Origin of the sequence: Umezawaea tangerina, assembly GCF_003002815.1 — a bacterium.
Taxonomy (GTDB): Bacteria; Actinomycetota; Actinomycetes; order Mycobacteriales; family Pseudonocardiaceae; genus Umezawaea; species Umezawaea tangerina.
The window spans coordinates 872,532-893,094 of record NZ_PVTF01000001.1 but is presented as its reverse complement, the minus strand read 5'-3'; the positions used below and the strand labels follow the sequence as shown (position 1 = coordinate 893,094).

24 protein-coding genes are annotated in these 20,563 nt (G+C 71.3%); 10 read left to right on the top strand and 14 right to left on the bottom strand.

Features of this window, described 5'->3' with window-relative positions:
- Positions 1-56: 56 nt before the first annotated feature.
- From galT to CLV43_RS04230, 3 genes are read right to left on the bottom strand one after another with little or no spacing between them, the layout of a single operon-like run.
- Positions 57-1,136, bottom strand: a complete 1,080-nt coding sequence (gene galT, locus CLV43_RS04240; RefSeq protein ID WP_106186000.1) for a galactose-1-phosphate uridylyltransferase — start codon at positions 1,134-1,136, stop codon at positions 57-59.
- 14 nt (positions 1,137-1,150) lie between these two features.
- Positions 1,151-1,948 carry a DeoR/GlpR family DNA-binding transcription regulator gene (locus CLV43_RS04235; protein WP_106185580.1) on the bottom strand — a complete coding sequence of 266 codons (798 nt, stop codon included), beginning with the start codon at positions 1,946-1,948 and terminating at the stop codon, positions 1,151-1,153.
- 1 nt (position 1,949) lies between these two features.
- The gene (locus CLV43_RS04230) at positions 1,950-3,947 is read right to left on the bottom strand and encodes a beta-galactosidase (RefSeq protein ID WP_106185579.1); all 1,998 of its coding nucleotides are present in this window, start codon (positions 3,945-3,947) and stop codon (positions 1,950-1,952) included.
- Positions 3,948-4,294: 347 nt separating this feature from the next.
- Here CLV43_RS04230 and CLV43_RS04225 point away from each other — a divergent pair, with 347 nt between their 5' ends.
- Genes CLV43_RS04225 through CLV43_RS04210 form a run of 4 tightly spaced genes read left to right on the top strand, consistent with a single transcriptional unit; the run spans position 4,295 to position 8,713 of the window.
- Entirely contained in the window at positions 4,295-5,521 is a 1,227-nt protein-coding gene (locus CLV43_RS04225; protein WP_245886109.1) for an ABC transporter substrate-binding protein, read from the top strand.
- Positions 5,522-5,525: 4 nt separating this feature from the next.
- Positions 5,526-6,491, top strand: coding sequence for a carbohydrate ABC transporter permease (locus CLV43_RS04220; RefSeq protein WP_245886108.1), 966 nt, complete (start codon positions 5,526-5,528; stop codon positions 6,489-6,491).
- Entirely contained in the window at positions 6,488-7,372 is an 885-nt protein-coding gene (locus tag CLV43_RS04215; protein WP_106185577.1) for a carbohydrate ABC transporter permease, read from the top strand. The genes CLV43_RS04220 and CLV43_RS04215 overlap by 4 nt, the downstream gene beginning before the upstream one ends.
- A gap of 3 nt (positions 7,373-7,375) precedes the next feature.
- The gene (locus tag CLV43_RS04210; protein WP_106185576.1) at positions 7,376-8,713 is read left to right on the top strand and encodes a glycoside hydrolase family 36 protein; all 1,338 of its coding nucleotides are present in this window, start codon (positions 7,376-7,378) and stop codon (positions 8,711-8,713) included.
- A 1-nt stretch (position 8,714) separates the two neighbouring features.
- Here the strand turns inward: CLV43_RS04210 and CLV43_RS04205 are convergent, their stop codons facing one another.
- From CLV43_RS04205 to CLV43_RS04180, 6 genes are all read right to left on the bottom strand, one after another.
- Entirely contained in the window at positions 8,715-10,118 is a 1,404-nt protein-coding gene (locus tag CLV43_RS04205; protein WP_170155706.1) for a sensor histidine kinase, read from the bottom strand.
- Positions 10,118-10,813 (bottom strand): response regulator transcription factor, encoded by a 696-nt coding sequence (locus CLV43_RS04200; RefSeq protein ID WP_106185575.1) that lies wholly within the window; start codon positions 10,811-10,813, stop codon positions 10,118-10,120. Before CLV43_RS04200 ends, CLV43_RS04205 begins: the two co-directional genes overlap by 1 nt.
- A 74-nt stretch (positions 10,814-10,887) precedes the next feature.
- Positions 10,888-11,499: a trimeric intracellular cation channel family protein gene (locus CLV43_RS04195; protein WP_106185574.1), complete on the bottom strand. Its 612-nt coding sequence runs from the start codon at positions 11,497-11,499 to the stop codon at positions 10,888-10,890.
- Positions 11,500-11,519: 20 nt separating this feature from the next.
- Entirely contained in the window at positions 11,520-12,671 is a 1,152-nt protein-coding gene (locus tag CLV43_RS04190) for a GNAT family N-acetyltransferase (protein ID WP_106185995.1), read from the bottom strand.
- A 10-nt stretch (positions 12,672-12,681) separates the two neighbouring features.
- Entirely contained in the window at positions 12,682-13,512 is an 831-nt protein-coding gene (locus CLV43_RS04185; protein WP_106185573.1) for a 3-hydroxyacyl-CoA dehydrogenase family protein, read from the bottom strand.
- Positions 13,509-13,829 (bottom strand): EthD family reductase, encoded by a 321-nt coding sequence (locus CLV43_RS04180; protein WP_106185572.1) that lies wholly within the window; start codon positions 13,827-13,829, stop codon positions 13,509-13,511. The genes CLV43_RS04185 and CLV43_RS04180 overlap by 4 nt, the downstream gene beginning before the upstream one ends.
- Positions 13,830-13,920: 91 nt before the next feature.
- On the opposite strand from CLV43_RS04180, the gene CLV43_RS04175 reads away from it, so the two are divergent.
- Positions 13,921-14,586, top strand: a complete 666-nt coding sequence (locus tag CLV43_RS04175; protein WP_106185571.1) for a histidine phosphatase family protein — start codon at positions 13,921-13,923, stop codon at positions 14,584-14,586.
- Positions 14,587-14,604: 18 nt separating this feature from the next.
- Here the strand turns inward: CLV43_RS04175 and rpmF are convergent, their stop codons facing one another.
- Genes rpmF through mrf form a run of 3 tightly spaced genes read right to left on the bottom strand, consistent with a single transcriptional unit; the run spans position 14,605 to position 15,940 of the window.
- Positions 14,605-14,766: a 50S ribosomal protein L32 gene (gene rpmF / locus CLV43_RS04170; RefSeq protein WP_106185570.1), complete on the bottom strand. Its 162-nt coding sequence runs from the start codon at positions 14,764-14,766 to the stop codon at positions 14,605-14,607.
- Positions 14,766-14,870, bottom strand: coding sequence for a 50S ribosomal protein L31 (locus tag CLV43_RS49080; protein ID WP_245886106.1), 105 nt, complete (start codon positions 14,868-14,870; stop codon positions 14,766-14,768). The genes rpmF and CLV43_RS49080 overlap by 1 nt, the downstream gene beginning before the upstream one ends.
- Positions 14,867-15,940 (bottom strand): ribosome hibernation factor-recruiting GTPase MRF, encoded by a 1,074-nt coding sequence (mrf, locus tag CLV43_RS04165; RefSeq protein WP_106185569.1) that lies wholly within the window; start codon positions 15,938-15,940, stop codon positions 14,867-14,869. The genes CLV43_RS49080 and mrf overlap by 4 nt, the downstream gene beginning before the upstream one ends.
- 46 nt (positions 15,941-15,986) lie before the next feature.
- Between mrf and rpmB the strand changes: the two genes are divergently transcribed.
- The 5 genes from rpmB to CLV43_RS04140 all read left to right on the top strand — a co-directional run bounded on the left by rpmB (position 15,987) and on the right by CLV43_RS04140 (position 19,022).
- Positions 15,987-16,226 (top strand): 50S ribosomal protein L28, encoded by a 240-nt coding sequence (rpmB, locus tag CLV43_RS04160; RefSeq protein ID WP_245886105.1) that lies wholly within the window; start codon positions 15,987-15,989, stop codon positions 16,224-16,226.
- A complete protein-coding gene (gene rpmG, locus CLV43_RS04155; protein WP_106185567.1) occupies positions 16,226-16,393 on the top strand; it encodes a 50S ribosomal protein L33 in 168 nt (55 codons plus the stop codon). Before rpmB ends, rpmG begins: the two co-directional genes overlap by 1 nt.
- Positions 16,393-16,698 carry a 30S ribosomal protein S14 gene (rpsN, locus tag CLV43_RS04150; protein WP_106185566.1) on the top strand — a complete coding sequence of 102 codons (306 nt, stop codon included), beginning with the start codon at positions 16,393-16,395 and terminating at the stop codon, positions 16,696-16,698. Before rpmG ends, rpsN begins: the two co-directional genes overlap by 1 nt.
- 78 nt (positions 16,699-16,776) lie before the next feature.
- The gene (bluB, locus tag CLV43_RS04145) at positions 16,777-17,430 is read left to right on the top strand and encodes a 5,6-dimethylbenzimidazole synthase (protein WP_106185993.1); all 654 of its coding nucleotides are present in this window, start codon (positions 16,777-16,779) and stop codon (positions 17,428-17,430) included.
- Positions 17,431-17,684: 254 nt separating this feature from the next.
- Positions 17,685-19,022: a diguanylate cyclase gene (locus CLV43_RS04140; protein ID WP_245886104.1), complete on the top strand. Its 1,338-nt coding sequence runs from the start codon at positions 17,685-17,687 to the stop codon at positions 19,020-19,022.
- A gap of 49 nt (positions 19,023-19,071) precedes the next feature.
- Here CLV43_RS04140 and CLV43_RS04135 read toward each other — a convergent pair whose 3' ends face one another.
- Positions 19,072-19,719, bottom strand: coding sequence for a response regulator (locus CLV43_RS04135; RefSeq protein ID WP_106185564.1), 648 nt, complete (start codon positions 19,717-19,719; stop codon positions 19,072-19,074).
- 173 nt (positions 19,720-19,892) lie between these two features.
- Positions 19,893-20,525 (bottom strand): peptidoglycan recognition protein family protein, encoded by a 633-nt coding sequence (locus tag CLV43_RS04130; RefSeq protein WP_106185991.1) that lies wholly within the window; start codon positions 20,523-20,525, stop codon positions 19,893-19,895.
- Between the last annotated feature and the right edge of the window lie 38 nt (positions 20,526-20,563).

Below are 20,563 nucleotides of genomic sequence, written 5' to 3'. Positions count from 1 at the left end.
TCCAGGCCCGAAACCCAAGGCCTGCGCACACCGTTGCGGCGAACGCGAGAACCCGTTCACCCGCGCAGCCGCTCGGCGATCTGCTCCGGCGTGACGTCGTTGATCCACACGCCCATGCCCGACTCCGACCCCGCCAGGTACTTGAGCTTGTCCTTGGTGCGCAGCACGGAGAACACCTCCAGGTGCAGCCACGCGAGGTCGCGGCCGGTGCGCACGGGCGCCTGGTGCCACGCGGCGATGTAGGGCAGCTGCCGGTCGTACAGGGCGTCCATGAGGTGCAGGACGCGCAGGTAGAGGTCGGCGAAGTCGTCGCGCTCGGCGTCGGTCAGCGCGGGCAGGTCCGGCACCTGCCGGTGCGGCACCACGTGCACCTCGACGGGCCAGCGGGCCGCGGCGGGCACGAACGCCGTCCAGTGCTCGCCCTCGGCGACGATCCGGGTGCCCACGGCGCGTTCGGCCGCCAGCACGTCGCCCATCACGTGCCTGCCGTGCTCGGCGAAGTACTCGCCCGCCACCGACAGCATCCGCTCCGTCTTGGGCGTGACGAAGGGGTACCCGTAGATCTGGCCGTGCGGGTGGTGCAGCGTGACACCGATCTCCTCGCCGCGGTTCTCGAACGGGAACACCTGCGCCACACCGGGAATCCGGCCGAACGCCTCGGTCCGGTCGGCCCACACGTCGACGACGGTGCGCACCCGGTGCGGGGTCAGCTGCCCGAACGACGTGTTGTGGTCGGAGGTGAAGCAGACCACCTCGCAGCGCCCGCGCCCGGCCGCGCGGGCGACCATGTCCATGCCGTCCACAGTGGACGGGACCTCCGGCACGTCCTCGGCGAACGAGGGGAAGCGGTTCTCGAACACGGCGACGTCGTAGCTCGACTCGGGGATCTCGGTCGGCTTGCCCGGCGACGTGGGGCACAGCGGGCACAGGTCGGCGGGCGGCTTGTAGGTGCGGGTCTGGCGGTGCGCGGCCATCGCGACCCGCTCGCCGGTCAGCGGGTCGCGGCGGACCTCCGAGTGGGGCTGCGACGCGGGCAGGTCCCTGGTGTCGACCGCCGTGCGCGGGGGCGCGTCCGGGGTGTCGTCGAAGTAGATGATCTCCCGACCGTCCGCCAGCTTCGCCGCGGTCCGCCGCAACTCCGACGCTTCCTTCACGCGAGTTCCTCTCCCCTTCCGGGCACGTGCGAGAGCACGAGTTCCCCGACCTGCTCGACCAGGACCGCCTTGACGTCGTCCGCCAGGCCCTCGTCGGTGACCAGCACATCCGCTTCGTCGAGATCCGCGATGGTGGAGATGCCGACCGTCCCCCACTTGGTGTGGTCGGCGACCACCACGACCCGGCCCGCCGCGTCCACCAGCGCGCGGTCGGTCTCGCTCTCGTTGAGGTTGGGGGTGGTGAAGCCGGAGCGCTCGGCCATGCCGTGCACGCCGAGGAACACCACGTCCAGGTGCAGCGACCGCAGCGCCTGCACGGCGACCGGCCCGACCAGCGCGTCCGACGGGGTGCGCACGCCGCCGGTGAGCACGACCGTGCGGTCGGTGCGCCCGCCCTGCTGGAGCACGTCGGCGACGCGGATGGAGTTCGTCACGACGGTGAGGTCCGGGATGTCCTCCAGGAACCTGGCCAGCGTCCACGTCGTGGTGCCCGCGGACAGGCCGATCGCGGTACCCGGCCGCACCAGGGCGGCGGCCTGCCTCGCGATGGCCTCCTTCTCGGGGAGCTGCCGCACCGACTTGGCCTCGAACCCCGGCTCGTCGGTGCTGCGGCCGACCACGGAGGTCGCCCCGCCGTACACCTTCTCGATCACGCCCCGCGCGGCCAGCACGTCCAGGTCGCGGCGGATGGTCATGTCCGAGACGCCCAGGCGCACGACCAGGTCGCTCACCCGGACCGCGCCGGTCCGGCGGATCTCCTCGAGGATCACCGCTTGTCGTTGCCGAGCCAGCACTTCACACCTCTTCCCTCAGCACGACGACCGCCCCGGCGGGCACCACCAGCGAGGAGTCGACCCGGCTGCCGGACAGCAGTTCGACCCCGGTCGCGGGCAGTGCGACGTCGTGCGCCTCGTGGTTGACCGCGACCAGCCACGATACGGCGTCGCCGTCGCGCGTACCGCGTCGGCGAACGATCTCCAGGCCGGGTCGGGCGGGCACGCCCGCGTCCTCCAGCGCCGCGTCCACGAGCCGTCGCAGCCCGTCATCGCCCAGGCCGCAGGCGAGGTACCAGGCGGTGCCCGCGCCGTGCCGGTTGCGGGTCACCGCGGGGACGCCGGGCAGCGGGCCGTCCGCGTAGGCCGACACGACCTCCGCTCCCCTGGTGTGCAGCAGCTCGGTCCAGACGGCGGCGACCCCGCCGTCGTCGAGCCGGACGACTTCGTCCTCCCGAAGCGGGAAGAACTCCTCGGTCCACACGCCGAGCAGGTCGCGGAACGCGCCGGGGTACCCGCCGAGCCGCACGTGGCCGCGCTCGTCGGTGAGGCCGGACATGTACGTGACGAGCACGTGCCCGCCGCCGTCGACGTACTCGGCGAGCCGGGCGGCGTCGGCGTCGGTCACCGAGTACAGGGCGGGCACGACGGCGAGCCGGTAGGGCGAGAGGTCACCCGAGGGCGGCACGAAGTCGACCGTCACACCGGCGGCCCAGAGCTGCCGGTAGAGCGCGAACACGGTGTCCTGGTAGGAGAAGTCCTGCGTGGGATGGGCCTCCTGGCCGGAGAGCCAGCGGGACTGCCAGTCGTAGACGATCGCGACGGAGGCGTCCACAGTGGACCCCAGCAGCTCGGTCAGCTTCGCGTACTCGGCGCCGACCTCGCACACCTCGCGGTACACCTTGGTCTCGACACCGGCGTGCGGGACCATCGCGGAGTGGTAGCGCTCGGCACCCGCCCTGGACTGGCGCCACTGGAAGAACAGCGTGCCGTCGGCGCCGCGGGCGGTGTGCGCGAACGAGTGGCGGCGCATCTCGCCGGGCAGCTTGGCGATGTTGCGCGGCTGCCAGTTCACCGCGGACGTGGAGTGCTCCATCAGCAGCCACGGCCGCCCGCCCGCGAGCCCGCGGGTCAGGTCCGCGGCCATGGCCAGCTCGACGTGCCGCTCCGCGCTCTCCGACCGGGTGTAGTGGTCGTTGGACACGAAGTCGACCTCGGCCGCCCACGCCCAGTAGTCGAGGGCGTCGAACGTCCAGCCCACCATGAAGTTCGTGGTGACCGGGACACCGGGCGTCGTCGCGTGCAGGACGTCGCGCTCGGCCTTGTACAGCTCCAGCAGCGCGTCCGAGCAGAACCGGTCGAAGTCCAGCAGGTGGCCGGGGTTGCCGAAGGTCGGGGTGAGCCGGGGCGGCAGGATCTGGTCCCACGCCGTGTAGTGCTGGCTCCAGAACGCCGTCGCCCACGCCTCGTTCAGCGCGTCGAGGTCGCCGTGCCGTCGGCGCAGCCACTCGCGGAACGCCTCCGCGCACCGGTCGCAGTAGCAGCGGGCGACGTGGCAGCCGTACTCGTTGCCGACGTGCCACGCCGCCAGCGCGGGGTGGTCGCGGTAGCGCTCGGCGAGCGCGGTCGCCAGCGCGACGGCCTTCGCGCGGTACACCGGCGAGCTCGGGCAGTACTCCTGCCGCGAGCCGTGCGAGTACCGGGTGCCGTCGGCCCGCTGGGGCAGCATCTCGGGGTGGGCGGTGGTGAGCCACGGCGGCGGCGACGCGGTGGCGGTCGCCAGGTCGACCCGGATCCCGCCCTCGTGCAGCAGGTCGAGGGCCCGGTCGAGCCAGCCGAAGTCGTACTCGCCGTCGGCCCTCTCCAGCAGCGCCCAGGAGAAGATGCCGACGCTGACGAGGTTCACCCCGGCCCGCCGCATCAGCTCCACGTCCTCGGCCCACACGTGCTCGGGCCACTGCTCCGGGTTGTAGTCCGCGCCCCAAGCGAGGCCGCGCACACCTGAGGGCCAACTCGTCATGGCCGCAAGGGTGTCTGAAACCCACCCGCAACGTCAACACAGTCCAACAAGATCGCCCGTTTGGGTCTGTTGGACCTCGTGACCGGCCCCGAAGATCTACTTTGGCCATTTTTACAACGTTGTACCAGGTAGGCGGCCGATTTTTACAACGTTGTACTGGGTTAACGGCTTTGTAACGGGCCTTGACAGCACGTGTGGTGGACGCAACATTATGCGCTACTTTGTTTGACTCCGTGTTCAGTTGGTTTGGTCGAGTGTCCTCAGGAGCAACGATGGTCCGGTACACGCCCAGTTCACAGTCCACGAACCCCCTCCTCGGCCGCAGGGCCGTGCTCCGTGGACTGCTCATGACGGCCGGCATCGCCGCCGTGCCGGGGCTGGCCGCCTGCGGCGGGTCCGACTCGGGCTCCTCGAACGGCACGGTCACCTTCGGCAACAACCTGTCCGACCAGGTCCCGAAGGACGCGATCACCGCGGCCCTCAAGGGCTTCGACAGCGACGCCCTGAAGGTCTCGATCAACACCAAGCAGCACGAGCAGTACCAGGAGCAGATCAACAACTACCTCCAGGGCAAGCCCGACGACGTGCTCGCCTGGTTCGCCGGCTACCGGATGCGCTTCTTCGCCGAGAAGGGCCTGACCGGCGACCTGACCGAGCTCTGGAGCGGACTCGGCGACAACTACGCGCCCGCGCTCAAGGAGGCGGCGACCGCCAAGGACGGCAAGCAGTACCTGGTGCCGTTCACCCAGTACCCGTGGGGCGTGTTCTACCTCAAGAGCGTGTGGACGCAGCGCGGTTACGCGGTCCCCAAGACGCTCGACGAGTTCGTGGCGCTGGCCACGAAGATGAAGGCCGACGGCCTCACCCCGATCGCCTTCGCCCAGAAGCAGGGCTGGCCGGGCATGGGCACGTTCGACCAGCTGAACTTCCGCACCAACGGCTACCAGTTCCACGTCGACCTGATGGCGGGCAAGGAGGACTGGCAGGGCAAGAAGGTGCGCGACGTGTTCGACACCTGGAAGCGCCTGCTGCCCCTGCACCAGGAGAACGCCCTCGGCCGCGAGTGGCAGGAGGCCGCGCAGAGCGTCCAGCAGGGCAAGTCGGGCATGTACCTGCTCGGCACGTTCGTCGGCCAGCAGTTCAAGGGCCAGGAGGACGACCTCGACTTCTTCCCGTTCCCCGAGATCAACCCGGAGTTCGGCCAGGACACGGTCGAGGCGCCCATCGACGGCTACATGATGGCCAAGAACCCGAAGAACGCCGAGGGCGCGAAGAAGCTCCTGCAGTACCTGGCGAAGCCCGAGACGCAGCTGGAGTACCTCAAGTCCGACCCGTCGTCGATCGCCACCAGCACCAAGGCCGACACCTCCGGCTACACGGCGCTGCAGAAGAAGGCCGCCGACGTCATCAAGAACGCCAAGCACATCACCCAGTTCCTCGACCGCGACACCGACCCGCGGTTCGCCAGCGACGCGGCGACCAACGGCCTGAACGCGTTCATCCAGAACCCGGACGACATCGACACCGTGCTCAAGGGCATGGCCGACCAGGCCAAGACGATCTTCACGGGGTGACGAGTTGACCGCGTTGACCGACAAGACCGTCCACGAGGAGCCGAAGTCCCCGGCTCCTCGTGGGCGGGCCCGCCGCAAACGGGCCACCGCGCTGGCCGGCGGCGACAAGCTGGTGCTCGGCCTGATGCTGGGCATCCCGACCCTGTTCCACGTCCTGCTGGTGTGGCTGCCGTCGCTGGGGTCGGTCGCGCTGTCGTTCAGCTCGTGGGACGGCATCGGCGGGTTCGAGGACATCAAGTGGGTCGGCGTCCAGAACTACGTCGACATCTTCACCCACTACCCGCGCTTCTGGCCCGCGTTGCAGCACAACCTGATCTGGTTGGTGTTCCTGCTCGTCGTGCCGACCACGGCCGGGCTGTTCCTGGCCGTGCTGCTGGACCGCAAGCTCCGCTTCGGCGCGGTCTACCAGAGCGCGCTGTACCTGCCGATGGTGCTCTCGCTCGCGCTGGTCGGCTTCATCTGGCAGCTGATCTACCAGCCGGAGCAGGGTCTGCTGAACAACCTGCTGGGCACCGCCGACAGCGACCCGACCAACTGGCTGGGCGACCCGAAGATCAACATCTACGCGGTGCTGGTCGCGGCGGCCTGGCGGCACACCGGCTACATCATGCTGCTGTACCTGGCCGGCCTGAAGTCGGTCGACCCGGCGCTGAAGGAGGCGGCCGCGCTCGACGGCGCGAACTCCTTCCAGACGTTCACCAAGGTCACCTTCCCGGTGCTCAAGCCGGTGAACATCGTCGTGCTCGTGGTGACCGTGATCGAGGCGCTGCGCGCGTTCGACATCGTCTACGTCATCAACAAGGGCCGCAACGGGCTGGAGCTGCTGTCGGTGCTGGTGACCGACAACATCATCGGCGAGTCGAGCCGGATCGGCTGGGGCTCCGCGCTCGCGGTGATCCTGCTGCTCATCTCCCTCGGCTTCATCATCACCTACCTGTACCAGGTGTTCAGCAAGGAGAACCGCGCGTGACCACCGCACCGACTGCACGCAGGGCTCCGCTGCGACCCGGCAGGGTCGTGCTGCACGTCTTCCTCGCGCTCACCTGCCTGACGACGCTGGCCCCGCTGCTGTGGGCGGTCTACGCGTCGTTGCGCACCTACGACGACACCGCCCGCAACGGGTACTTCTCGTTGCCGGAGAGCCTGACGCTGGAGAACTTCGGCAACGCGTGGACGACCGGCGACCTGCCGCACTACTACCTCAACACGCTGGTCATCACGCTGCCCGCGGTCCTCATGACGCTGCTGCTCAGCTCGATGGTCGCCTTCGGCGTGGCGCGGTTCAGCTTCAAGTTCAACCTCGCGCTGCTGATGCTGTTCACGGCGGGCAACCTGCTGCCGCAACAGGTCATCGTCACCCCGCTGTGGCGGCTGTACCGGCTGATCGAGCTGCCCGAGTGGCTCAGCGACAGCGGATCGCTGATCGACACCCAGATCGGTGTCGTCATGATCCACATCGCGTTCCAGATCGGGTTCTGCACGTTCGTGCTCAGCAACTACATGAAGACGATCCCGCACGAGCTGACCGAGGCCGCCCGCGTGGACGGCGCGAGCGTGTTCCGGCAGTACTGGCAGGTGATCCTGCCGCTGTGCAGGCCCGCGCTGGCCGCGCTGGCGACGCTGGAGTTCACCTGGATCTACAACGACTTCCTGTGGGCACTGGTGCTGATCCAGACCGGGGACAAGATGCCGATCACCTCGGCGCTGCAGAACCTCAAGGGGACGTTCTTCACCGACAACAACCTGGTGGCCGCGGGATCGCTGCTGGTGGCGTTGCCGACCCTCGTCGTCTTCTTCACGCTGCAGCGCCAGTTCGTCGGGGGCCTGACCCTCGGTTCCACGAAGGGCTAGCACGTGCGCACGGTTGCCGAGATCAGCGTCGACCCCGACACCGCGGAGGTCCACGAGCAGGGCTGGCAGTCCTGGTCGCCCTCGACCCGGTACCGGATCGGCGAACGCCCGCACCGCTGGATCCACGGGACGCACCGGATCGTCTGCTACCGCGGTGACGCGGACCCGACGACCGGCGTGTTCCGCGGCGAGGGCCTGCTGGCCGTCGACCCGCGCGACGGCGGCCCGGTCACCGTCATCGCGGCGGCCGACCCGACGGCGACCGTGCCCACGATCGAGGCGTCCTACGTGGACGGACGCGTGGTCGTCCGGGCGGACGGCGACGTGGTGGTCCGCCTCGACGACGGTCCCGGCGGGGTCCAGGGCTCCTACGCGCGGTGGGCGGACCAGGTCGTCGCCGACCTCGGCCTGACCGCGCCGCGACCCGCGCCCACCACGTGGTGCTCCTGGTACCAGTACTTCACCGGGGTGACCGAGGCCGACGTGGACCTCAACCTCGGGCTGATGGCGGAGCTGGAGCTGCCGGTCGACGTGGTGCAGGTCGACGACGGCTACCAGCAGGAGATCGGCGACTGGCTGGTGCCGTCCGGCCGGTTCGCCGACGTGCCGGGGCTGTTCCGGCGCATCACCGACCACGGCCGCCGCGCCGGGATCTGGACCGCGCCCTTCCTGGTGGGCAGCCGGTCGCGGACCTTCGCCGAGCACCCCGACTGGCTCGTCCGCGACGACGACGGCGGTCCCACCAGCGCGGGCGCCAACTGGGGCCAGGACCTCTTCGCCCTGGACACCACGCATCCCGGCGCCGTCGAGTACCTGCGCGAGGTCTTCACCGCGTTCCAGGGCTGGGGCATCGACTTCCACAAGATCGACTTCATCTACGCGGGCGCGCTCCCCGGCCGCAGGCACGAGGACGTCACGCCGATCGAGGCCTACCGCCGGGGCGTGGAGCTGATCCGGGACTGCGTCGGCGACTCCTACCTGCTCGGCTGCGGAGCCCCGCAGCTGCCGTCGATCGGCCTGGTCGACGCCATGCGCGTCAGCCCGGACATCGCCCCCGTCCACGCGCCCGCCGACGGCGACCTCTCCCAGCCGTCGCAACGGGGAGCGGTGCTCAACGGCGTCTCCCGCGCCTTCCAGCACGGCCGGTTCTGGGTCAACGACCCCGACTGCCTCATCACCCGGCCCGACGTGGAACGCCGCGAGGAGTGGGCCGAGCACGTCTCGCGCTTCGGCGGCCTGCGGGGCGCCTCAGACGGGCTGGACAAGCTCGACGACTGGGCCCTGGAGACCACCCGCGCCCTGCTGGGCGCGGCGGTCCCCCGGCACTTCGTCGCGAGCTGACCTACGGCCTGCCCGGCAGGCGGATCGCGAACAGCGCCCCGCCCTCGGGGGCGCGGCCCGTGTAGGCCATGCCGCCGTGCCGTTCCGCGGCCTGCTTCACGATCGCGAGCCCCAGACCCGAGCCCGGCAGGGTCCTGGCCTCCGACGAGCGGTAGAAGCGCTCGAACACGTGGGGCATGTCGGCGTCGGCGATGCCCGGCCCGGAGTCGGCGACCTCGACCACGGCGCTGCCGTCGCCGAGCTGGCGCAGCTCCAGCCGCACCACGCCGTCGTCGGGGCTGAACTTCACCGCGTTGTCGAGCAGGTTCAGCACCGCCCGCTCCAGCGAGTTCGAGTCGCCGAGCAGGGACCACGGCTGGAGCCGGACGTCGAACTTGACGTGCGTGACGGCCCGCCTGCGGGCGCGGTCCAGCGCCCGTTCGACGACCTCGACGAGGTCCACCGGTTCCTGCACGACCTGCGGGGCGTCCTCGCGGGCGAGCTCCACCAGGTCCCCGATCAGGGTGGTGAGCTCGTCGAGCTGGGCGCGCACGTCGTCGTTGATCTCGGCCTTGTCCACTTCGGACAGCGTGGGGGCGTTGGGGCGCTCGGAGGCGAGCAGCAGCTCCAGGTTGGTCCGCATGGACGTCAGCGGGGTGCGCAGCTCGTGCCCGGCGTCGGCCACCAGCCGCCGCTGCCTCTCCTGGGACTCCGCCACGGCCCCCAACATGGCGTTGAACCTCTGCGTCAGCCTCGCCAGCTCGTCGTCGCCGGTCACGGGTATCGGTCTGAGGTCACCGGTCATGGCGACCCGTTCGGTGGCCTCGGTCAGCCGCTGCACGGGGCGCAGGCCGGTGCGGGCGACGGCGGTCCCGGCGCCCGCGGCGATCAGCACGCCCAGGCCGCTGATCACGAACAGGACGACGTTGAGCTTGCCCAGGGTGCCGCGCAACGGCTTCATGGACTGGGCGATGACCATCGCCTGGCCGAGCCCGTACTTCTTCGAGATGACCCGGAACTCGGTGCGGTCGTCGGTCCAGATGTTCTCGTCCCGCTCGCCCTTGGCGACCTCCAGGTCGAGGCTGTTGGTGGGCGGCGGCGTGGCGCCCTTGGCGTACAGGATCCGGCCGGAGTCGTCGAGCAGCCCGATGCGGATGTCCCCGGCCACCAGGAAGGCGCCGGGGAACGACTGGACGTCCTGCGTGCCCTGCACGGACGGGGTGGCGATCGCGTCGGTGACCCGCTGCCGGAGCGTCTCGTCCAGCTGGGTGTACAGGTTCTGGCTCACCGTCATGTAGGCGCCCAGCGACACCATCGCCACGACCCCCGCGACGCAGAACGCCGCCAGGAGCGTCACCCTGGCCCGCAGCGAGACCCGCTGGAACCTCCCGGTCACGAGCAGGTCGTCCCGCGCTGGACGGGTGATCACGGAGGCGTCTCCCGCAGCACGTAGCCGACGCCGCGCACCGTGTGCAGGAGCCGGGACTCGCCCTCCAGCTCGGTCTTGCGCCGCAGGTAGCCGACGTAGACCTCCAGCGCGTTGCCGGAGGTCGGGAAGTCGTAGCCCCAGACGTCCTCCAGGATCCGGCCGCGGGTCAGCACCTGCTTGGGGTGCGCGAGGAACAGCTCCAGGAGGGCGAACTCGGTGCGGGTGAGGCTGATGGGGCGTTCACCGCGGCGCACGTCGCGGGTGCCGGGGTCGAGCTCCAGGTCGGCGAACTTGAGCGTCGAGCGGGCCCGTTCGGACTCCTCCTGCTCGTTGGAGGCGCGGCGGAGCAGCGCACGGAGCCGCGCCAGCAGCTCCTCCAGCGCGAACGGCTTGGGCAGGTAGTCGTCGGCGCCCGCGTCCAGCCCGGACACCCGGTCCGACACCGCGTCGCGGGCCGTCAGCACCAGGATCGGCAGGTCGTCGCCGGTGCTGCGCAGCCTGCGGCACACCTCGAGCCCGTCGAGCCTGGGCATCATCACGTCCAGGACCATCGCGTCCGGTCGGGCCGACGTCACCGACTCGAGCGCCTGCTGGCCGTCGCCGGCAGTGTCCACCTGGTAGCCGTTGAACTGCAGTGAGCGGCGTAGCGACTCACGCACGGCCCGGTCGTCGTCGACAACAAGGATGCGCATGGGGGTCAGTCTTGTCCCTCGTCCTGAGAGGCGCCTGAGAAGGGACCCAACAAAGGATGTGAACTACTCGTGAGTTAGGCGTCCAGGCCGTGGGCGACGGGGGCGTTCCACCGCCGCCACAGCGCCAGCAGCCGCACGGCCACCACCAACGCCGACCCCGCCAGCGCCACCGGCCCCTCCGGCAGGCCCAGCACGCTGCCGCCCGCGACCACCAGGCAGCCGAGCAGCGCCGCCACGGCGTAGATCTCGCGGCGCAGCACGAGCGGGATCTCCCGCAGCAGCACGTCCCGCATCGCTCCCCCGCCGATGCCCGTGGTCATGCCGATCAGGCACGCCGTGTACGGCGGGGCGCCCAACGCCAGCGCGGTGGACGTGCCGCCGGTGACGAACAGCCCGAGCCCGATCGCGTCCAGCAGCTGCACGGCCCGGCGCAGCCTCGCGACCTGCGGGTGGAACGAGAACACCAGCAGCCCGGTCAGCGCCGGGACCAGCAGGTACGGCCACTTGGTCAGGCTGGTCGGCGGGTGCACGCCGAGCAGCACGTCGCGGATCACGCCGCCGCCGAGCGCGGTCGCCAGCGCCAGCACGGTCACCCCGAACACGTCGAGCCGGGCGCGGACCGCGGCGAGGGCGCCGGAGGCCGCGAACACGGCGATGCCGACCAGTTCCAGGATGACGAGGAGCACGACCGGCCAGCGTAGGTGCGCTAGAAGAAGTCGGCCAGGCGCGGGGTGCCGGGGGCGGCCGCGAGCCGGTCCAGCAGCGGCGCGTCGCCCTCCAGCAGCCCGGCGCGGCGCAGCGCGCGGGTGCTCTGCACGCCGGAGAACCACGGCCCGAGCGCGCGGGCGTGCACCCGCACCGCGCCCGTCCCGCCCGGCTCGACCCGCACGCCGTCGTCGTCCACGACCAGGCGCCGCGGACCCGCGTGCCACGGGGCGTGCCCGTCCACGACGTCGAGGTCCACCGCGGCGGGCCGCATCCCCTCGGCGTTCGGCCAGCCGCGGGCGGCGACGGCGGCGGGCAGGTCGACGACGCGCATCATCCACTGCGAGGTCTTCACGTCGTTGTGGATGGCCTGCGCGGTGAGCAGGTCGGTGAACGCCGGGTCGGCGATCCGCAGCGACACCTTGCCCAGCACCCCCGCCCACGACGTCAGCTCGGCCAGCAGGGTGAGCTGGGCGGCCGGGTCGAGGCCGACCAGGTCGTCGACCTTGAGCCGCTCGCGTTCGCGTTCGGCGGTGAGGTAGCCGCGCAGGGCGCCCTCGTCGTCGTGCACGAGGGTCATCACGTCGAGGTCGAGCAGCTTCTCCCAGGCGAACGCGGGCGCGTGCCGGTCGAGCATGCCGTCCGCGGTGGCCGCGAACGCGGTGTAGCAGGCGTGCGCGTCGGCCAGGTCGGCCTCGGTCGCCCGGCGGGTGGCGAGCCCGCGCGGCGCCCTGGGCGACATCAGCAGCCGGTCCATCGTGAAGTCGACCCGTTCGTGGACGCCCGCGCGCTCCCAGCCGAACCCCCGGTACAGCGCGGGCACGGTCGGGTACAGCACCGAGAGCGCCTGGCCCCGCTCGCGCATCGTGCGCAGCGCGGTGTCGAGCAGGGTGGAGGCGACGCCCCGGCCGCGGGCGTGCGGGTCGACCACGACGGCGCTGACGCCGCCCATGGGCACCGCGCGGCCGCCGAAGTACTGGGCGAAGTCGTTGACCATCAGCGAGCCGAGCGGCTGCCCGTGGTCCTCGGCCAGCAGACCGGTGCGACCGGGCGTGACGAGCCGGTCCGGTGGCGGCGCCGAGCCCGCGAAGGCGAGCTTGCGCATCCGGAAGACGGTGTCGCGGTCGGCCTCGGTGTACTCCCTGATCTCCACGCGCACCTGCCTACCAGGTGAAGAACCCCTGACCGGACTTGCGCCCCAGTTCACCCCTGGCGACCTTGTCGCGCAGCAGCGCGGGCGGCTCGAAGCGCGGCCCCAGCTCCGCGGCCAGGTGCTCGGCGATGGCCAGCCGCACGTCCAGGCCCACCAGGTCGGTCAGCCTGAGCGGTCCCATCGGCCAGCCGTAGCCCAGCCGCATGCCGGTGTCGACGTCCTCGGCGGCGGCCACGCCCTCCTCCAGCATCCGGATGGCCTCCATGCCGACCGCGACGCCGAGCCGCGAGGTGGCGAAGCCGGGCGAGTCGCGGACCTCGATCACGGTCTTGCCCAGCGCCTCGGCCCAGCCGCGGACCCTGGCCACGACCTCGGGCGCCACGCCGGCGTGGTGGACCAGCTCGACGAGCTCCTGGACGGGGACGGGGTTGAAGAAGTGCATGCCGACCAGGCGGTCGCCGGGCAGGCCCTCGGCCAGCTCGGTGATCGACAGCGAGGAGGTGTTCGAGGCCAGCACAGCCGTGGGGCAAACGCTTGCGGCCTGGCCGAGGACGGTCCGCTTGAGGTCGACGCGCTCCGGCACCGCCTCGACCACCAGCTCCGCGGCGGGCGGCAGCGCGGCCAGGTCGTCGACCACGACGAGCCTGGTCAGCAGCTCCTCGGGCGGGGCGGCCAGCCTGCCGCGTCCGGCCGCCTTGCCCAACGACCTCCGCACGGCCCCCAGCGCGACCTCGGCGCGGTCGGCGCCCGCCTCGGCCACGGTCACGTCGTGCCCGCCCGCCAGCAGCAGGTGCGCGATGCCCGCGCCCATCGTGCCGCCGCCGATCACCGCCGCGATCATCCCGCGACCACCTCGGCGGTGAACATGGCGACCAGCTCCAGGCCGCCGATCTCGGACAGGTTCGCGCCCGCGGCGTGCCACTCGGGCGACTGGAACGCGGCGCTCATCACGTCGGCGGACTCGAAGTACATCTCCGCGACGAGGTGCAGGTCGGTGTCGCCCAGGAAGCCCGGCACCAGCACGCGGTCGACCTTGGCCACCTCGGCGCGCAGCAGACCAGGGGTTTTCCCCACGATCGGGAGGTGCGTCGCGAAGTACTTCTCGTCGAAGCCCGCCACGTCGGCGGGCTTCCGGTAGAGGGCGATGTACTTGATCATGTGACACTCCCTGTCGATTTCCGCATCGGACTGTAACAGCGGATTCCGGTCCGCCGGAGGCCCCACCCGGCCCTACCCCCAAGATGGTGGGGTGCGGATCATCCTCCTGCGACACGGCCAGAGCCTCGGCAACGTGGACGAGTCGGCGTACTGCCGGGTCCCCGACCACTCGCTGCCCCTCACCCCCCTCGGCGAACGGCAGGCGCAAGCCGCGGGCGCCAAGGTGAAGCGGCTGGTCGGCGACGGCCCGGTGGCGGTGTACGTCAGCCCCTACCTGCGGACCCGCCGGACGCTGGCCGGGCTGGAGCTCGGCGACGTGGTGGACCGGGTGATCGCGGAGCCGCGGCTGCGCGAGCAGGACTGGGGCAACCTCCAGGACCCGGTGCAGCAGGAGGTGCTCAAGCACCAGCGGCACGCGTTCGGGCACTTCTTCTTCCGGCTGCCCAACGGGGAGTCCGGCGCCGACGTGGACGACCGGCTGGCGGCGTTCCTCGGGGAGCTGGAGCTGCGGATGCGCGCCGAGGCCGACCACCCGCAGACCGTGCTGGTCGTCTCGCACGGGCTCACCATCCGGCTGCTGTGCCGACGGCTGTTCTCGTGGAGCGTGGAGCTGTTCGAGTCGCTGTCCAACCTGGACACCTGCGAGGCCCGCGTGCTCGACCACGACGGGACGGGGTGGACGATCGACCGGCCGTTCGCGCAGTGGCGCGACTCGCCGGACGGCGAGACACAGAGGCAGGTGGCATCCCGCCGCTGACGGGGTACCACCCGGTCCTCAGAGCAGGCCGCGCCGGTAGGCCGCGACCAACCTGCGCGGCACCCTGATCCGGCGACCGTCCACAGTGGTCACCGGGACCAGGTCGGGCGCGGTCGCCTTCCACCTCGCCCGCCGGTGCCCGGTGTTCGAACGGGAGGTCCGGCGCTTGGGGACGGCCACTACCGCACCCTCTTCCCGTAGCGCCGGGTGAACTTCTCGACCCGGCCGGTCGAGGAGTCCTGGAAGACCACGGGGTGGTAGTCGGGGTGGATGCCCGGTCTCACGATGCCTCTTCCCTGGCGAACGGGTCCTGCGCGCGCAGCGGCCCGTCGCCCTGTTCGATCTCTTCGTCGGTCAGCAGCGCCGCCCGCAGCGCGGCGGCGATCTCGTCGGGCGCGGCCTCGTGGGCGATCACGACGATCTCCTGCCCGCGGTCGCCGCAGCGCGGGTCCCAGTCCAGCGACGCCATCGTGCGGCGCTCGGGGTCGACCCCGGACCAGTCCTCGACCGCGGCCAGCCACGGGCCCGCGTCGCCGATCCGCAGCCCGCCGCCCGCGGACTCCAGCCACAGCGCCGTGTCCGGCCTGGTCGCCACCCACAGCCGCCCCCTGGTGCGCACGACGCCCTCCAGCAGCACGTCGAGCGCCTCGTGCAGCCGTTGCGGGTGGAACGGGCGGCGGTCGGTGAAGTGGACGACCGACACCCGGCCGTCCGGTTCCAGCGGGACACCGCGCAGCAACGGGCCGAACGCGTCGTGGAGCCGCCCGGCACCGGCGGCGGCCGTCAGCGCGTCGACGTCCACAGAGGACAGTTCCTGGCGCGGGACGCCGGGCGCCAGCCGGTCGAGCACCGGCAGCGTGCGGATGTCGCCGGGGTCGCCGGCCAGCACCAGCGCGTCGGCGAACTCGACGTGGCCGACGACCACCTGGGCCACGGTGCGCTCGTCACCGGCCCCGACACCGAACCCGCGCTCGGCCAGCGTGACCTCGCCGGTGGCGTCGGCGAGCCAGGTCTCCCGGTCCACCACCGAGATCACCGCCTCGACGTGCACCTCCTCCGGCGGCAGCGCGACGCAGAGCGCCTCGGGCTCGATCGCCGGGTCGAGGTGCAGCACCACCGTCCGGCCCGCGAGCTCTCGCAGCAGCGGCAGCAGGTCGTGGCGCAGCGCGCAGGAGACGCAGCCGTGCGCGAGCTCCAGCACGGTCAGCCGACCGTCCACCCAGCGCCGGACCACGCCGTCCGCGACGCGGCCCAGGTCGTGGCGGACCAGCACCGAACCCTCGCGGGCGCGCCACACCCGTTCGGCCACCCGGTGCTCGCCCAGCCCGGCCACCATGACGACAACGGTTTTCATGTGGGTTACTGTAGATGGAAATGGATGTCATTACAAAGGAGGTTCCGTGTCTTCGCGCCACTGCCAGGTGACGGGCCGCGCGCCGGGGTTCGGCAAGCAGGTCTCGCACTCGAACCACCGCACGTCCCGACGTTGGCTGCCCAACACGCAACGGCGGCGCTACTGGCTGCCCTCCGAAGGGCGCCACGTCGTCCTGACGCTGTCGGTGAAGGGCATCAGGACCGTGGACCGCCGCGGCGTCGAGTCCGTGGTCGCGTCGCTGCGCGCCCGAGGGGAGAAGGTCTGATGGCCAGGAGCACCGACGCCCGCCCGATCGTCAAGCTGCGGTCCACGGCGGGCACCGGTTACACCTACGTGACGCGCAAGAACCGCCGCAACGACCCCGATCGGCTGGTGCTGCGCAAGTTCGACCCCGTGGTGCGCGGGCACGTCGACTTCCGGGAGGAGCGCTGATGGCCAAGAAGTCGAAGATCGCCAAGGACCGGCGGCGCCGGGTCGTCGTCGCCCGCTACGCCGACCGGAGGGCGGAACTCAAGCAGGCGCAACGATCCCCTTCGTCCACCGACGAACAGCGGGCCGCCGCGGCGCTGGGGCTCCAGCGCCTGCCGCGGGACGCGAGCCCCACGCGGCTGCGCAACCGGGACGCCGTGGACGGACGGCCGCGCGCGTTCTCCCGCGCGTTCGGACTGTCCCGGATCCGACTGCGTGAGATGGCGCACCGGGGCGAGCTGCCGGGCGTGCGCAAGTCCAGCTGGTAGCCCGGTCCGCGCGGGAGTGACCACCGCCGCACCCCGTGGACGGTGGTGGTCGCGCCCGCGTGCGGCACCATCAGGCCGATGAGCATCAGCGAACGGGTGGCGGGCCTCTACGAGGTGCTGCACCGCCGCCGCGACACCAGGGGCGAGTTCACCGGTGCCCCGATCCCCGACGAGGCGCTGCACCGCGTCCTGACGGCCGCGCACGCGGCACCCAGCGTCGGCCTGTCCCAGCCGTGGGACTTCATCCTCGTCCGCGACGACACCACCAGGCGCGCCTTCCGCGACCACGTGAACGCCGAGCGCGGCACGTTCGCCGCGCGACTGGAACCAGGGCGCGCGGAGCTGTTCGACCGCATCAAGGTCGAGGGGATCCTCGAGTCCACGCTGGGGATCGTGGTCACCTACGACCCCGACCGCGGCTCGCCCGCCGTGCTGGGCAGGCACGCGATCGCCGACGCCGGGCTCTACTCCGTTTGCCTCGCCATCCAGAACCTGTGGCTCGCGGCGACCGCCGAAGACCTCGGCGTGGGCTGGGTGAGCTTCTACCGGGAGGACGTTCTGCGTCGATTGCTGCACATTCCGGCCAGATTGCGGCCGGTCGCGTGGCTCTGCGTCGGACCCGTGGCAGGGTTGCCGGGCAAGCCCGATCTGGAGCGAGTCGGATGGCGCACCCGGATACCCGTCGAAGACGTCATGCACCACGAGCGGTACAGGGAGCGTTCCTCCCGGTAGCCTGTTGGGGCCGTGCCGGCAGCGGCGGGACCAGCGTTCCCGCTCGGCAAGTCGGAATGGAGTGTCGAGCACGAGTGGAGCAGCGCGATCCGCTGACAGCGGGATACGTGACGCACATGGACCTCCGGGTCCGGGTGTTGCTGAACGCTGGGCGTTTACCCGAGGCCAACGCCTTATTCGACGAGGTCGTCAACAGGACGCCACCGGGAACAGACCGATGGGTCCACGCCGCCATCCTGGTGCACAGGGCCACCATGGCCTGGAGGCTGGGCCGCATCCCCCTCGCGCTGGAGCTCGCGGCCGAGGGCTGGCTGGACTTCGACCCCGAGACGACCGACCACCCCGCCGCCGCGCAGACCCTGAGCACGCTGGGGTACCTGCTCGAGGGCATGGGCCACCGGCACGGCGCGCTCGACATCCTGCGCAAGGCCATGAAGATCGCCCGCCGCGCCAACGGCCCGGACGCGTTGGCGCAGTGCCTGCAACGGCTGGGCGGCACGCTCAACTTCCGCGCGGCCTCCGGACCGGCCGCGGCCGCGCCCGCCATCTTCGCCGAGGCCAAGGGCTACCTGGCCGAGGGGCTGACCCTGCACACCGTGGACGACCACGTCCACCGCGGCCTGCTCGGCGCCTACAGCCGTTCGCTCGCGGGCGTCGGCGAGCTGGAGCACGCCGAGAAGGTCGCCCGGCAGGTGCTGGACCTGGCGCTGGAGGCCAAGGACCACTGGGGCAAGGCGGTCGGGAACTGGGTGCTGGCGGTGGTGTGCCGCGAACGGGGCGAGCTCGTGGCCGCCCGGACGCTGGCCAGTCGCTCCGTGGCCTCCGCCCAGGTCATCAACGACACGTCACTGGTACTGCGGTTCTCCTTGGACCTGGCGGACATCTGCACCGAGCTGGACGACTCCGTCGGCGAGGCCGCCGCGCTGCGCTACAGCGTCGCGGCGGGTACCAGGGCGAACGAGTCGCTCCAGGAAGGCCTCGGGCAGGCCCTGGAGCAGCGCCTGCTGGCCGTCCAGGCGCAGCAGGCGAAGGTCGCGGCCGAGGAGGCCGCGGCCCGAGACCCGTTGACAGGACTGGCGAACAGGCTCGGCCTGGAGCGCGCGGCCGCCCTGCTGCTGGAGAGCACGGCGTCGCGCGGCCGGGTGCCGTGGCTCGTGCTGGTGGACGTCGACTGGTTCAAGGGCGTGAACGACGACGCCGGGCACGCCGCGGGTGACGCCGCGCTGCGCGAGATCGCCCAGCTGCTGCGCCGGGAGTGCCGCACCGACGACCTGGTGGCCCGCTGGGCAGGCGACGAGTTCGTCGTCCTGCTGGGCGACAACGGCAGCGGCAGCCCGAGCACCGACCACGAGGTGGGACCGACGGTGGCGGAACGGATCCGCGCGGCCGTGGACGGGCACGACTGGTCGATGGTGCTGGGCACGGCCCGGCGCCCGACGGTCAGCATCGGCGTGGCGGCGGGACCGGCGAAGCTGGACCAGCTGTTCGCGGCGGCGGACATGGCGCTGTACCGGGCGAAGCGGCACGGGCGCAACCGCGTCGAGGTCGAGCCGCTGGTGCACGAGATCACCGAGACGATGAGCGGGAACTAGGTCGGGGGCGGCTCGCGCCCCCGACCCGGTTCCGGCTTTTCCCTTGGTGTTAGGCGATCAACCCGCCGCGGAAGGCCACCAGGGCGGCCTGGACGCGGTTGACCGCACCGATCTTCCCGAGCACCGACGAGACGTAGCCCTTGACCGTGGCCTCGGACAAGTGCAACGTGCCACCGATCTCCGCGTTGGACATCCCCTGCCCGATGAGCACGAGTACCTCGCGCTCGCGCTCGGACAGCATCGCCAGCAGACGACGAGCGGGCTCCGCGGCCCGTTCACCGTCGGCCACCGCCGCGAGAACCCGTGCCGCCACACCGGGATCCAGCACGGCGCCACCCCTGGCGAGGTCGCGCACCGCCTTCACCAACTGCTCCGGCTCGGTGTCCTTCAGCAGGAAACCGCTGGCGCCCAAGCGCAGCGCCTCGCTGACGTACTCGTCCACGTCGAACGTGGTGAGCATGGCGATCCTCGGCGGATCGGGCAGCGTGCGCAGCCTGCGCAGCGCCACCAGCCCGTCGTTGGACCGCATGCGGATGTCCAGCAGGACCACGTGCGGACGGTGCTGACGTGCCAGGTCGGCCACCAGATGCCCGTCGTCGCACTCGGCCACTACTTCGATGTCACCGGCGCTGCTCAGGATCATGCGAAGGCCGGACCGGACGAGGTCCTCGTCGTCGGCCAGCATCACCTTGATCACGACGCCTCCCCGAGTTGGCGTTTCGTGTTCATACAGGGTCAGCATCGCGCACGAATGCGCAAGCTGGCGTTAATTCGACGTTATCTCACCATGTGGTAGGACGTTTGCCCAGCGTTGCGGCTTATGGGAGGGCTCCCACCACTCCGTTCACAGTTGCCAGGAAGAAAACGCGGTCACCCCAGGACGCGCGCCACTTCCTGTCGCAGGCGCGGCAGCAGCGCGTAGAGCTTGTCGCCGGGGCACACGGTGGCGTCGTAGTGGTCGCGGTGGCCGTCGATCTCCGTCGGCGGGATGCCGTACTGCTGGCAGGTGTAGACGCAGAACGACACCAGGGTGTCCCACTGGCCCTGCGGCGGTTCCTCGGCGGTGTACAGGCCCTCGTTCTCGATGCCGACGGCGATCCGGTTCTGGCCGGGGCAGTGCGCGCCTTCGACGAGCCGGTCGCCCGCGCGCAGCGCGTCGAGGCTGCCGTGCCTGCCCTCCAACAGGAACCCGCCGCGGCTGTTGGTGAAGTGCTGCCCGGAGTCGATCCAGCCGTTGACGTCCATGTGCCGGTCCTGGATCCAGCGGGCGTGCTCGTAGGCGTGCGCCTCGGAGTAGTCGGTGACGTTCTCGGTGGCCGTGTGGTGGATCAGGATCCGCTCGGGCGTGCCGTAGACCAGGGTCGTGGGCGCGGACGGCGGTCGGGCCCGCCAGTCCGCGCAGCTCCGGATCGGCAGCGCCTTCGCGGTGGCGGGTGTCGTGCCCAGCCCCAGGAGCAGACCGGACGCGGCCACCCCACCCAGCAGCGTTCGTCGTCGCACCATGGTCACTTTTTTCCCTATACGGGGGCATTCGGTCAACT

Excerpts from the sequence above, each read along its gene's own strand:
- CLV43_RS04230 (WP_106185579.1), bottom strand. The coding sequence starts at position 3,947 with ATGACGAGTTGGCCCTCAGGTGTGCGCGGCCTCGCTTGGGGCGCGGAC.
- CLV43_RS04225 (WP_245886109.1), top strand. The coding sequence starts at position 4,295 with ATGACGGCCGGCATCGCCGCCGTGCCGGGGCTGGCCGCCTGCGGCGGG.
- CLV43_RS04200 (WP_106185575.1), bottom strand. The coding sequence starts at position 10,813 with ATGCGCATCCTTGTTGTCGACGACGACCGGGCCGTGCGTGAGTCGCTA.
- CLV43_RS04185 (WP_106185573.1), bottom strand. The coding sequence starts at position 13,512 with ATGATCGCGGCGGTGATCGGCGGCGGCACGATGGGCGCGGGCATCGCG.
- CLV43_RS04180 (WP_106185572.1), bottom strand. The coding sequence starts at position 13,829 with ATGATCAAGTACATCGCCCTCTACCGGAAGCCCGCCGACGTGGCGGGC.
- mrf (WP_106185569.1), bottom strand. The coding sequence starts at position 15,940 with ATGAAAACCGTTGTCGTCATGGTGGCCGGGCTGGGCGAGCACCGGGTG.
- rpmG (WP_106185567.1), top strand. The coding sequence starts at position 16,226 with ATGGCCAGGAGCACCGACGCCCGCCCGATCGTCAAGCTGCGGTCCACG.
- rpsN (WP_106185566.1), top strand. The coding sequence starts at position 16,393 with ATGGCCAAGAAGTCGAAGATCGCCAAGGACCGGCGGCGCCGGGTCGTC.
- bluB (WP_106185993.1), top strand. The coding sequence starts at position 16,777 with ATGAGCATCAGCGAACGGGTGGCGGGCCTCTACGAGGTGCTGCACCGC.
- CLV43_RS04140 (WP_245886104.1), top strand. The coding sequence starts at position 17,685 with ATGGCCTGGAGGCTGGGCCGCATCCCCCTCGCGCTGGAGCTCGCGGCC.
- CLV43_RS04130 (WP_106185991.1), bottom strand. The coding sequence starts at position 20,525 with ATGGTGCGACGACGAACGCTGCTGGGTGGGGTGGCCGCGTCCGGTCTG.